Annotated in this window: 14 protein-coding genes and 1 pseudogene; 2 read left to right on the plus strand and 13 right to left on the minus strand. The window is 73.4% G+C overall.

Annotated features, from left to right (window positions below; genetic code table 11):
* From ABD254_RS04545 to rplM, 5 genes and pseudogenes are all read right to left on the minus strand, one after another.
* A pseudogene (locus tag ABD254_RS04545) lies at nucleotides 1-590 on the minus strand (DedA family protein); the annotation flags it as partial.
* Between the two features lie 168 nt (nucleotides 591-758).
* Nucleotides 759-1,433, minus strand: coding sequence for a peptide deformylase (locus ABD254_RS04550; RefSeq protein WP_425553640.1), 675 nt, complete (start codon nucleotides 1,431-1,433; stop codon nucleotides 759-761).
* Nucleotides 1,430-2,794: a phosphoglucosamine mutase gene (glmM, locus tag ABD254_RS04555; RefSeq protein ID WP_344248493.1), complete on the minus strand. Its 1,365-nt coding sequence runs from the start codon at nucleotides 2,792-2,794 to the stop codon at nucleotides 1,430-1,432. Before glmM ends, ABD254_RS04550 begins: the two co-directional genes overlap by 4 nt.
* Before the next feature lie 180 nt (nucleotides 2,795-2,974).
* Nucleotides 2,975-3,463, minus strand: a complete 489-nt coding sequence (gene rpsI / locus ABD254_RS04560) for a 30S ribosomal protein S9 (RefSeq protein WP_344246089.1) — start codon at nucleotides 3,461-3,463, stop codon at nucleotides 2,975-2,977.
* 32 nt (nucleotides 3,464-3,495) lie between these two features.
* On the minus strand, nucleotides 3,496-3,945 hold the full coding sequence (rplM, locus tag ABD254_RS04565) for a 50S ribosomal protein L13 (protein ID WP_344246091.1): 450 nt from the start codon (nucleotides 3,943-3,945) through the stop codon (nucleotides 3,496-3,498).
* Between the two features lie 258 nt (nucleotides 3,946-4,203).
* Here rplM and ABD254_RS04570 point away from each other — a divergent pair, with 258 nt between their 5' ends.
* Nucleotides 4,204-4,620: a DUF5709 domain-containing protein gene (locus ABD254_RS04570; protein WP_344246093.1), complete on the plus strand. Its 417-nt coding sequence runs from the start codon at nucleotides 4,204-4,206 to the stop codon at nucleotides 4,618-4,620.
* Between the two features lie 105 nt (nucleotides 4,621-4,725).
* Here ABD254_RS04570 and truA read toward each other — a convergent pair whose 3' ends face one another.
* Nucleotides 4,726-5,628, minus strand: coding sequence for a tRNA pseudouridine(38-40) synthase TruA (truA, locus tag ABD254_RS04575; RefSeq protein WP_344246095.1), 903 nt, complete (start codon nucleotides 5,626-5,628; stop codon nucleotides 4,726-4,728).
* Between the two features lie 64 nt (nucleotides 5,629-5,692).
* On the opposite strand from truA, the gene ABD254_RS04580 reads away from it, so the two are divergent.
* Nucleotides 5,693-6,466, plus strand: coding sequence for an ROK family protein (locus tag ABD254_RS04580; RefSeq protein WP_344248494.1), 774 nt, complete (start codon nucleotides 5,693-5,695; stop codon nucleotides 6,464-6,466).
* A 57-nt stretch (nucleotides 6,467-6,523) separates the two neighbouring features.
* Here the strand turns inward: ABD254_RS04580 and ABD254_RS04585 are convergent, their stop codons facing one another.
* From ABD254_RS04585 to infA, 7 genes are all read right to left on the minus strand, one after another.
* The gene (locus tag ABD254_RS04585; protein ID WP_344246097.1) at nucleotides 6,524-7,369 is read right to left on the minus strand and encodes an alpha/beta fold hydrolase; all 846 of its coding nucleotides are present in this window, start codon (nucleotides 7,367-7,369) and stop codon (nucleotides 6,524-6,526) included.
* Between the two features lie 113 nt (nucleotides 7,370-7,482).
* On the minus strand, nucleotides 7,483-8,007 hold the full coding sequence (gene rplQ / locus ABD254_RS04590; protein WP_344246099.1) for a 50S ribosomal protein L17: 525 nt from the start codon (nucleotides 8,005-8,007) through the stop codon (nucleotides 7,483-7,485).
* Between the two features lie 76 nt (nucleotides 8,008-8,083).
* Nucleotides 8,084-9,100, minus strand: a complete 1,017-nt coding sequence (locus ABD254_RS04595; RefSeq protein ID WP_344246101.1) for a DNA-directed RNA polymerase subunit alpha — start codon at nucleotides 9,098-9,100, stop codon at nucleotides 8,084-8,086.
* Nucleotides 9,101-9,266: 166 nt separating this feature from the next.
* Nucleotides 9,267-9,674 (minus strand): 30S ribosomal protein S11, encoded by a 408-nt coding sequence (rpsK, locus tag ABD254_RS04600; RefSeq protein ID WP_344246103.1) that lies wholly within the window; start codon nucleotides 9,672-9,674, stop codon nucleotides 9,267-9,269.
* 74 nt (nucleotides 9,675-9,748) lie between these two features.
* On the minus strand, nucleotides 9,749-10,123 hold the full coding sequence (rpsM, locus tag ABD254_RS04605; protein WP_344246105.1) for a 30S ribosomal protein S13: 375 nt from the start codon (nucleotides 10,121-10,123) through the stop codon (nucleotides 9,749-9,751).
* A gap of 169 nt (nucleotides 10,124-10,292) precedes the next feature.
* Nucleotides 10,293-10,406 carry a 50S ribosomal protein L36 gene (gene rpmJ, locus ABD254_RS04610; RefSeq protein WP_009740505.1) on the minus strand — a complete coding sequence of 38 codons (114 nt, stop codon included), beginning with the start codon at nucleotides 10,404-10,406 and terminating at the stop codon, nucleotides 10,293-10,295.
* 71 nt (nucleotides 10,407-10,477) lie between these two features.
* On the minus strand, nucleotides 10,478-10,699 hold the full coding sequence (gene infA / locus ABD254_RS04615) for a translation initiation factor IF-1 (protein ID WP_012867920.1): 222 nt from the start codon (nucleotides 10,697-10,699) through the stop codon (nucleotides 10,478-10,480).
* Nucleotides 10,700-10,862: the final 163 nt, after the last annotated feature.

Below are 10,862 nucleotides of genomic sequence, written 5' to 3' on the forward strand. Positions count from 1 at the left end.
CCGACGATCCGCTGCACGACCTGGTCGACGATGATGCCGAGCAGGACGCCCGCGACGACGCCGACCCCCATGGCGAGCAGCGTGTTGTGGCCGAGCCACGACGCCGCGGCCAGCCCGATGAGCATGGAGTAGATCCCCCACGTCACCGCGGCGATGCCGGAGTAGACCATGAAGCGGCGCCGCGGGTATCCCACCGCGCCGGCCGTCATGTTCACGGCGACGCGCCCGATCGGCACGTAGCGCGCGGCGAGGATGAACGACGCCCCCCGGTGGTCCAGCGCGTGCCGCGCCCAGGCGACCGCCTTGCGGCCCCGCGCCGAGCGCAGGAACCGCACCCGGTCGGTGCCGACGACGCGGCCGATCTGGTAGGCGATCTGGTCGCCCGTCCACGCGCCGGCGATGGCGAGCACGAGGACGCCGGGCAGCCAGGGCACCCCCGTCGAGTGCGCGAGCACCGTGAGGGTGATGATGACCGACTCGCTGGGGATGGGCGGGAAGAAGCCGTCGATCGTCGCCGAGGCGTACATCGCCGGGTAGATCCAGGCGGACGCGCCCAGCTCGAGGATCCAGCCCTCCAGCTGGGTCAGCATCGTCGACAGCGAATCGAGCACGGTCCCTCAGTTCGTCGGCCGGGAGCACAGGTCCGGCGGTGCGGCGGCGTCGAGCGACGTCACTGCACCAGCCTAGGCAGAGGGAGGCACCGTACTGCATGGGGAATACCCCCGGTTCGACCCTGACCCGGAAGTTTCACCCCGGGTTCACGAGCCCCGTCGGTCCAGCGGGAAGGCCAGCGCGGCCGCGGCAGGCGCCGGGTCCGGGCTCGCCGCCCAGTAGCGCACGAGGTTCTCGTTGGACGTGAGCGAGCGGGTGGGGGCGTGGTCGAGGTACAGCTCCCCGGCCAGGTGGTCCGTCTCGTGCTGCACGATCCGGGCCGGCCAGCCGGTCAGCACCTCGTCCAGGGGCGCCCCGGTCTCGTCCGCGCCGGTGAGCCGCACCCGCCGGTGCCGCGCCACCACGGCCGACCACCCGGCCACCGACAGGCAGCCCTCGAAGAACGCGGCCCGATCCGGGCCGGAGTCCGCCGGCAGCGGCTCGTAGTGCGGGTTGACGAGCACGCGGAACGGCAGCGGGGAGCGCTCGCGCGGGTCGTCGTCGCCGGCGCCGGCGTCCTCGACGACGGCGAGCGCCAGCGGGATACCGACCTGCGGGGCCGCGAGCCCGACGCCGGGCGCCGCGTGCATCGTGCGGCGCATGGCCTCGAGGAGGCGGGGCAGCAGGTCGCCGAGCTGCCCGTCGTACCGGACGGCGCGGGCGCGCAGCACCGGGGCGCCGGCCTGCACGATCGGCAGCACGCCGGCCGTCTCGGCGTCCGCGCGGTCCAGCAGGTCGCCCACGGCGGCGCGCAGCGCCGCGTCGTGGGCTCCGTCGCTCACAGGGCCAGCCGGTCGCGGACCACGGCCGCGAGCGTGTCGGCGACGCCGTCCGCCTGGGTCTGCGTGGCAGCCTCGACCATGACGCGCACCAGGGGCTCGGTGCCCGACGGGCGCAGCAGCACCCGGCCGGTCTCCCCGAGCTGGGTCTCGGCCGCCGCGACCGCGGCGAGGACGCCGTCGTCGTCGCCCGCGCGTGCCTTGTCGACGCCCTTGACGTTGACCAGCGTCTGCGGCAGCCGCGGGACGTCGCCGGCGAGGTCGGACAGGCGGCGGCCCGTGGCCTTGACGCGCGCCGCGAGGTGCAGCGCGGTGAGCACGCCGTCGCCGGTGGTGGCGTGGTCGGCCAGGATGATGTGGCCGGACTGCTCCCCGCCCAGGCCGTACCCGTGGGCCCGCATCTCCTCGAGCACGTACCGGTCCCCCACGCCCGTCTGCACGGTCGTGATGCCCGCGTCGCGCATCGCGAGCAGCAGCCCGAGGTTGCTCATCACGGTCACGACGAGCGTGTCCCCGGGCAGGCGGCCCTCGTCCTTGAGCGCGCGCGCCAGGATCCCGAGGAGCTGGTCGCCGTCGACGAGCGCGCCGCCGTGGTCGACGGCGAGGCACCGGTCGGCGTCGCCGTCGAACGCGACGCCGAAGTCGGCCTCCGCGGCCACCACGACTGCCTGGAGCTGCTCCGGGTGGGTGGAGCCGGCCTTCTCGTTGATGTTCCGCCCGTCGGGGCTGGCGTTGATGACGACGACGTCGGCACCCGCCTCGCGCAGGCCGTCGGGACCGACCTGGCTGGCGGCGCCGTTCGCGGCGTCGACGGCGATCCGCAGGCCCTCGAGGGGCCGGAAGTCCGCGGTGGTACCGATGCTGGCCACGAGGTGCTCGACGTACTGCTGCGCGGCGGTGCCCGTGTCCGTGCGCATGCGGCCCACGTCGCCGCCGACGGGGCGCTCCCACTCGCCGCCCAGGCGCTGCTCGATCTCGTCCTCGACGGTGTCGGGCAGCTTGAACCCGCCGCGGGCGAAGAACTTGATCCCGTTGTCGGGCATCGGGTTGTGCGACGCGGAGATCATGACGCCGAGGTCCATGTCCATCGCCCCGACCAGGTGGGCCAGCGCGGGGGTCGGCAGCACGCCCAGGTTCACGACGTCCACGCCCGAGCTCGCCAGCCCGGCGGCGACCGCCGCGGACAGGAACTCCCCGGAGACGCGGGGGTCGCGGCCGATCACGGCGCGCGGGCGGTGGCCGGCGAACTCGCCGGAGGCCCCGAGGACCTGCGCGGCGGCGCCACCCAGCTGGAGCGCGAGCTCCGCCGTCACGTCCCGGTTCGCCAGCCCGCGGACCCCGTCCGTGCCGAACAGTCGCACGATGTCTTCCTCCTCAGGAACGTGATGCCGGCGGGTTCCCCGCCGACGGCTCCGCACCGGAGCCGGCGCGCACCGCGTCGATCGTAGCGGGACGCGCGGACGGCCCCGCCGGAGAACTCCGACGGGGCCGTCCGATGCTGCTCGCGGCTCCTGCCCGCCGTGGGGCGGGCAGGAGCCGGCCGATCAGCGCTTCGAGTACTGAGGCGCCTTGCGGGCCTTCTTGAGACCGGCCTTCTTGCGCTCGACCGCACGCGGGTCGCGCGTGAGGTAGCCGGCCTTCTTCAGCGCCGGGCGGTTCGCCTCGGTGTCGATCGCGTTGAGCGCACGGGCGATGCCCAGGCGCAGCGCGCCGGCCTGGCCCGAGGGGCCACCGCCGGAGATGCGCGCGATGACGTCGAAGCGGCCCTCGACCTCGACCAGCTTCAGCGGCGAGTTGACGAGCTGCTGGTGCACCTTGTTCGGGAAGTAGCCCTCAAGGGTGCGACCGTTGATCTTCCACTGCCCGGTTCCGGGGACGAGGCGCACACGCGCCACGGCCTCCTTGCGGCGGCCGACGGCCTGGCCGGGGGCGGTGATGGACTGGCCGCCGTCCGCGACGGGCGCGGCGGTCTCGGTGGTGTAGGTGCTGGGCGTGTTCTCGTCCAGCTCGGTGTCGACGGTGGTCTCGGCCACTGTGAATCCTTCGCTTTGCATCCGGCAGCGGCTCAGGCCTGCTGCGAAACCTGGGTGATCTCGAACGGCTTGGGCTGCTGCGCCGCGTGCGGGTGCTCCGCGCCACGGTAGACCTTCAGCTTGCCGAGCTGGTCGCGCCCGAGCGAGGTCTTCGGGATCATGCCGCGCACGGCCTTCTCCACGGCCCGCTCGGGGTTCTTCTCGAGGAGCTCGCCGTAGTTGACCGACCGCAGACCGCCGGGGTACCCGGAGTGGCGGTAGGCCAGCTTGGTCTCCCGCTTGTTGCCGCTCAGGGCGACCTTGTCGGCGTTGATGACGATGACGAAGTCACCACCGTCGACGTGCGGTGCGAAGGTCGGCTTGTGCTTCCCGCGCAGGAGCGTGGCGACCTGGCTCGCCAGGCGGCCCAGGACGACGTCGGTCGCGTCGACGACGTACCAGTCGCGCTGGACCTCGCCGGGCTTGGGGGTGTAAGTACGCACGGTTGCGTCACCTTTTCGTGTTCGTGGTCGTCGGGCCGAAGCGGTGCCCGATGAGACAGTTGTTGTGCGCGGGTGCTCCGTGATGGCGTCCTGGCCAGGGCGTGGTCGGTGCGAGTGGGCGCGCTGACGACGCGGGACACCGGAGGCAAAGCACAACGGCTGTCCAGTCTAGCGATCAGGCCGCCCCGGGGCAAAGCGGCGTCGGTCACGCCCGCCGGCCCGGGTGCGGGTCGCCGCCCGGCGAGGCACCGTGGTGCCATGACGGACGAGACCCCGGCCACGACCCCGGACCCGCTCACGGGAGCGGAGGGCGATGCCGACCAGCTCCCCGACGAGGACACGCTGCTCGACCGCGGCGTCTCCGACCCGCTCGACGAGGGCTATTCGCCGCTGGACCGGCCCCGCGCCAACCACTGGGGCGAGACCGCCTGGGAGGAGTCGTCCGGCGAGCCGCACGACCGCCGGCTGAGCGAGGAGGAGCCGGACACCTGGGAGGCGGACCCCCTCACCCGTCCGGACACGACGCGCGCCGGCCGGCTCGTGGCCGACGACGACGCCGACCCGGGCGAGGACGGCGGGCGGCGGGACAACGACCTCTACGGCGAGGACGCCGGCATCGACGGCGCCGGCGCGAGCGCCGAGGAGGCCGCCGTCCACTGGGTCGACGAGCCCTGAGGCGGAGCGCAGCGGAGGGTGAGGGCCGAGGAACGAGGCACTCGCCCGCAGCGGAGCGCAGCCTCAGGGCGACCGATCAGCACGAGCCCTGAGGCGGAGCGCAGCTCACCCCTCCCCCACCTCGTCGATGCTGCGCCTGGCGCGGATGCGCTCGGCGCGGGCGGCGAGCCCCGCGTCGTCGGGGTAGGCGACGTGCTCGAGGACCAGCCCGCGCGCGGCGACGACGCCCGCGGCCGCCGACCGCGACCGCCCCGCGAGCACGGCGGCGGGGTCGTCCTCGCCGCGCCGACCCTCCCCCACGGCGATGGACGCGCCGACGAGCGCTCGCACCATCGAGTGGCAGAAGGCGTCGGCCTGCACCGTCGCGACGACGAGCCCGGCGTCGGGGCCGGACGTCGGCCGCTCCCAGGACATCCGGGAGAGCTCGCGGATGGTCGTGGCACCCTCACGCGGCTTGCAGAACGCGGCGAAGTCGTGCAGCCCGACGAGCGGCTGCACCGCGCGGTGCATGGCGTCGACGTCGAGCGGGCGGCGGTGCCACAGCACCCAGTCGCGGCGCAGCGGGTCGCGCAGGCCGGGCTCGTCGGCGATCCGGTACGCGTACCGGCGGTGCAGCGCGGAGAACCGGGCGTCGAAGCCGGCCGGTGCGACGCTCGCCCGGTGCACCACGACGTCGGGCGGCAGGACGCCGGCAAGCCGGTCCGCGAGCGCCGTCCCGGGCTCGCGGTCCGACCGTCCCGGCATGGCCTCCCACCGCTCGGCGGGGACGTCCACGTGCGCCACCTGCCCGCGGGCGTGCACGCCGGCGTCGGTACGCCCCGCGACCGTGAGCCGCGGCCGGGGCGCGCCGAGCGGGCCGGTGCGCAGCACGGTCTCCAGGGCGTCCTCGAGCACGCCCTGGACGGTGCGCAGCCGCGGCTGGGTGGCCCACCCGGCGAAGTGCGTGCCGTCGTAGGCCAGGTCGAGGCGCACGCGCAGGAGGCCGTCCGGGGGTGTCGTGGTGCTCACTGGCCCATTGTGGCCGGATGATGGCACGGTGCCCGACCGAACCTTCGACACCGACCCGGAACCGGTGACCGCATCCTCCCCGCCGCACGCGCTCACGCTCGCGGTCGACTGCGGCGGCGGCGGGATCAAGGCGAACGTGCTCGACGCGGCCGGCACCGCGCACGCCGCGCCCGTCCGGGTGCCCACCCCCTACCCGCTGCCCCCGTCGCTCCTGGTAGACACGGTCGCCCGGATCGCGGGGACGCTGCCGCAGGCCGACCGAGTCGCCCTGGGCATGCCGGGCATGATCCGGCACGGGGTCGTCGTGCACACGCCGCACTACGTCACCCGCGCCGGCCCGCGCACGCGGGTGCTCCCCGAGCTGGTCGAGGCCTGGGCGAGCTACGACGTCCGCGAGGCGCTGGCGGCGCGGCTCGGCATGCCTGCGCTGGTGCTCAACGACGCGGAGATGCACGGAGCCGGCGTCATCGCCGGATCGGGCGTCGAGCTCGTGCTCACCCTGGGCACGGGCCTGGGCTCGGCCCTGTTCGACGGCGGACGGCTGGCGCCGCACCTCGAGTGGTCCCGGGCGCCCGTGCGTCGCGGCGCCACGTACGACCAGTACATCGGCGAGCCGGAGCGGCGCCGGCTCGGCGACGGGCTGTGGTCGCGACGCGTCGTGGCGATGGTCGACGGCCTGCGTCCCGTCTTCTGGTGGGACCGGCTCTACCTCGGCGGCGGCAACTCCCGGCGGGTCACGCCGACCGCCCTAGCGCGGCTGGGAGACGACGTCGTGGTCGTGCCGAACTCCGCCGCCCTGGTCGGCGGGGCCCGCGCCTGGGAGCTCCCCCTCGACTGAGCCGCACCTTCCCGCCGACCATGCCGTTGATCGGGGACGGAGGGAGCCGATCCCGGATCAACCGCCTGTTCGGCGGCGCGGGAGCGCCTGGTCGGCGGGCTCGACCACGGCCGTGACGACCGCGGGGTCCCACGCCGCCTCGAGCACCACCCGGCTGAACGCCACGGGGGCGTCCAGGCTCACCAGGTGCCGGGCGTGCGGCACGACGACGAGGCGCGCCTGCGCGCCCGCCGAGCGCGCTGCCGCGAGCAGCGCGCGCTCGGCGCCGCGGAAGTGGTCGAACCGGCCGTTGACCAGCCAGACCGGGCTGGCGGCGGCGGCGAGGGCGCCGAGGGTGTCGGTCGGCGCCAGCTCCCGCAGCACCGCCGACATCACGGTGAGCGCGAAGCCGCCCGCCCCGGCGTCGTCCGCCGCCTCCGGGGTGAGCATCAGCCGCACGAACCGGTCGTTCAGACGTTCCCCCTGGTCCGGCCAGCCCTCGATCCAGCGCGCCAGCCGCAGCCAGGCGGGCCGTAGCGGCGAGGACGCCGGTGTGCTGCACGACGCGGCCACCAGCCCGGCGCTCTCGTGGGGGAACCGCGCCCGGTGCTCGATGGCGAGGTACCCGCCGAGGGACACGCCGACCACCAGGGCGCGACCCCCCACCGCGCGCACGCCCTCGCGCACCGCCTCCAGGGCGGCCCCCAGCGTGAACGGCTCCGGGCTCCGCGCGCCGTGGCCGGGCAGCTCGACGGCGACGACGGTGACGCCCGCCGCGGCGAGCACCTGGAGCTGGCGGCGCCACATCGTGCGCGAGGTGCGGGACCCGTGCACGAGGACGACGGGCGCGGGCAGCAGCGCGGGCGGGGGCACCGGGCCGCCGGTGGTCCGCGCGACCGTGCCGGCGTCTGGAAGGGCGCGCATGCTCCCACCGTAGGAACGACCGAGCCCCGCGCCACCGGTGCGGTGGTGCGGGGCTCGGTCGGTGCGTGGCGCGCGCGGCGAGGCGCGCGCCGCTACGGACGGAAGAACGAGGCTCAGGCCTCCTTCTTCTCCTCGTCCTCGGCGGGCGCCTCGGGGGCAGCCTCGGTCGTCTCCGCGGCCGGGGTCTCCTCGACCGCGTCCTCGACCTTGGGCTCCTCGGCCTTGGCAGCCTTCTCGGCGGCCTTCGTGGCCTCCTTGACGACGGCCTGCTTCGGGCTGACCGGCTCGGTCACGAGCTCGATCACGGCCATGGGCGCGTTGTCGCCCTTGCGGTTGCCGATCTTGGTGATGCGCGTGTAGCCGCCGTTGCGCTCGGCCATGGCCGGGGCGATCTCGGTGAACAGCGTGTGCACCACGGACTTGTCGCGGACGACGGTCAGCACCCGGCGACGCGCGTGCAGGTCACCCCGCTTCGCGAAGGTGATGAGTCGCTCGGCCAGGGGGCGCAGGCGCTTCGCCTTCGTCTCCGTGGTCGTGATGCGGCCGTGCTCGAAGAGCGCCGTCGACAGGTTCGCGAGGATCAGGCGCTCGTGTGCCGGGCCGCCGCCGAGCCGCGGACCCTTGGTGGGGGTAGGCATTTCTGGTTCTCCTTGAGGGTGGTTCCGCGCCGCGCGGCCCAGTCAGGTCGAGCAGGCCGCTGCGGGCGCGGGGACGTCAGTACGACTGCTCGTCGGGGTACGCCGACTCGTCGTCCGAGCCGCTGAAGTACGCGGCGCCGGACGGGTCGAAGTCGAGCGGCGAGTCCTTGAGGGCCAGGCCGAGCTCGGCGAGCTTCTCCTTGACCTCGTTGATGGACTTCGCACCGAAGTTGCGGATGTCGAGCAGGTCGGCCTCGCTGCGCGCGACCAGCTCACCCACCTGGTGGATGCCCTCGCGCTTGAGGCAGTTGTACGACCGGATCGTGAGGTTGAGCTCCTCGATCGGCAGCGCCAGGTCCGCGGCCAGCGCGGTGTCCGTCGGCGACGGGCCGATCTCGATGCCCTCGGCCTCGACGTTCAGCTCGCGGGCGAGGCCGAACAGCTCGACGAGCGTCTTGCCGGCAGAGGCCAGCGCGTCGCGCGGCGCGATGGCCGCCTTCGACTCGACGTCGACGATCAGCTTGTCGAAGTCCGTGCGCTGCTCGACACGGGTGGCCTCGACCTTGTAGGTGACCTTGAGGACCGGCGAGTAGATCGAGTCGATCGGGATACGGCCGATCTCGGCGTCGTCCGACTTGTTCTGCGCGGCGGACACGTACCCCCGGCCCCGCTCGACGGTGAGCTCGATCTCGAGCTTGCCCTTGTCGTTCAGCGTGGCGATGTGCAGGTCGGGGTTGTGCACCTCGACGCCCGCCGGCGGCACGACGTCCGCGGCGGTCACCACGCCCGCGCCCGTCTTGCGCAGGTACATCACGACCGGCTCGTCGTTCTCCGAGGAGACGACGAGGTTCTTGATGTTGAGGATGATCTCGGTGACGTCCTCCTTGACCCCCGGCACGGTGGAGAACTCGTGGAGCACTCCGTCGATGCGGATGGAGGTCACGGCCGCGCCCGGGATGGACGACAGCAGGGTCCGGCGCAGCGAGTTGCCGAGCGTGTAGCCGAAGCCAGGCTCGAGCGGCTCGACGGAGAAGCGCGAACGGTACTCCGAGATGACCTCTTCGGTCAGGGTGGGGCGCTGTGCGATCAGCACTGTGATGGTCCTTTCAGTGTGCGTCCGCCATATGACGCATCACGGATCCGCGATCACTACTCGCGACCCGGGGCGGGCTTCGGTCCACCCGCCCGGGCATGCTGCGGCGTCGTGCTGCCCGGCCCGGCCCGCAGCGAGCGGACCGGGCGGCACGACGTCGGGAGAATCAGACGCGGCGACGCTTCGGGGGGCGGCAGCCGTTGTGCGCCTGAGGCGTCACGTCCTGGATCGAGCCGACCTCGAGGCCGGTCGCCTGCAGGGAGCGGATCGCGGTCTCACGACCGGAACCCGGGCCCTTGACGAAGACGTCGACCTTCTTCACACCGTGCTCCTGGGCACGGCGGGCCGCCGACTCGGCGGCGAGCTGGGCGGCGTACGGGGTGGACTTGCGCGAGCCCTTGAAGCCGACGTGGCCGGCCGAGGCCCACGCGATCACGGCGCCCGAGGGGTCGGTGATCGAGACGATCGTGTTGTTGAAGGTGCTCTTGATGTGCGCCTGGCCGAGCGGGACGTTCTTCTTGTCCTTGCGGCGCGGCTTGCGCGAGGCAGCCGTGGCACGAGTCTTGGGAGGCATGTGCTCGTTCTCTCCTGGTCTGAGGTCGTCGGACCGGGGCGGGCGCTAGTGGCCCGCCTGCCGGACTGCTGGCGTCAGCGGGCCTTCTTCTTGCCCGCAACGGTGCGCTTCGGGCCCTTGCGGGTGCGCGCATTGGTCTTGGTGCGCTGACCGCGCACCGGCAGCCCGCGGCGGTGACGCAGACCCTGGTAGGTGCCGATCTCGACCTTGCGGCGGATGTCGGCCGCGACCTCACGGCGGAGGTCACCCTCGAGCTGGTAGCTGCCCTCGAGGTGGTCGCGCAGCGCGACCAGCTCGGCGTCGCCGAGGTCCTTGACGCGCAGGTCCGGGCTGATGCCGGTCGCGGCCAGCGTCTGCTGGGCGCGGGTACGGCCGACGCCGTAGATGTAGGTGAGCGCAACCTCGAGCCGCTTGTCGCGGGGGAGGTCGACGCCGATAAGACGTGCCATGTGCCTTCCGGCTCCTGTACTTCGTCCAGAGGTCTGGAGCACCGCCTCCCCGCGATGACCGCGGGCCCCGGCCCCTGGACCGAGGGTTCCCCCGCGCCCCTGGGGGCGTCGGGTTCGTGGTGGTGCGCTGGTGCGTGACGGCGAGCGTGCCGTCAGCAGGTGGCTGCGATCAGCCCTGGCGCTGCTTGTGGCGCAGGTTCTCGCAGATCACCATGACGCGACCGTGCCGGCGGATCACCTTGCACTTGTCGCAGATCTTCTTGACGCTCGGCTTGACCTTCATCAGTGTTCCTCCGCCGCCGTGCGCGCGCCGGCCGGTGCCGGCGCCTCGACGGCGATCGATCGGGTGGTGGGTTACTTGTAGCGGTAGACGATCCGGCCGCGGGACAGGTCGTACGGGCTGAGCTCCACCACGACCCGGTCCTCGGGGAGGATCCGGATGTAGTGCTGACGCATCTTGCCCGAGATGTGAGCGAGGACCTTGTGACCGTTGGCCAGCTCCACGCGGAACATCGCGTTCGGCAGGGCCTCGACCACGCTGCCCTCGATCTCGATGACGCCGTCCTTCTTTGCCATGTCCTCCGCTAACTCTCGTCTGGTCCCGGGCACCCGCCAGCAACGCGCGGGAGGCTCGGATGTCGTGCGTGCCGCCTGCTCACCCTCGGCCTCGCCCTCCGGCCTGGACCGGGGAAATCTGGGCTGCATCGAGGAACTGCCGAACGGACCACACCCGACAGAA

Source organism: Isoptericola hypogeus, from assembly GCF_039531145.1.
GTDB lineage: Bacteria > Actinomycetota > Actinomycetes > Actinomycetales > Cellulomonadaceae > Isoptericola > Isoptericola hypogeus.

Coding starts and splice junctions, on each gene's coding strand:
- ABD254_RS04570 (WP_344246093.1), top strand. CDS start 4,204: ATGACGGACGAGACCCCGGCCACGACCCCGGACCCGCTCACGGGAGCG.
- ABD254_RS04585 (WP_344246097.1), bottom strand. CDS start 7,369: ATGCGCGCCCTTCCAGACGCCGGCACGGTCGCGCGGACCACCGGCGGC.
- rplQ (WP_344246099.1), bottom strand. CDS start 8,007: ATGCCTACCCCCACCAAGGGTCCGCGGCTCGGCGGCGGCCCGGCACAC.
- rpsM (WP_344246105.1), bottom strand. CDS start 10,123: ATGGCACGTCTTATCGGCGTCGACCTCCCCCGCGACAAGCGGCTCGAG.
- infA (WP_012867920.1), bottom strand. CDS start 10,699: ATGGCAAAGAAGGACGGCGTCATCGAGATCGAGGGCAGCGTGGTCGAG.
- rpmJ (WP_009740505.1), bottom strand. CDS start 10,406: ATGAAGGTCAAGCCGAGCGTCAAGAAGATCTGCGACAAGTGCAAGGTG.
- rpsK (WP_344246103.1), bottom strand. CDS start 9,674: ATGCCTCCCAAGACTCGTGCCACGGCTGCCTCGCGCAAGCCGCGCCGC.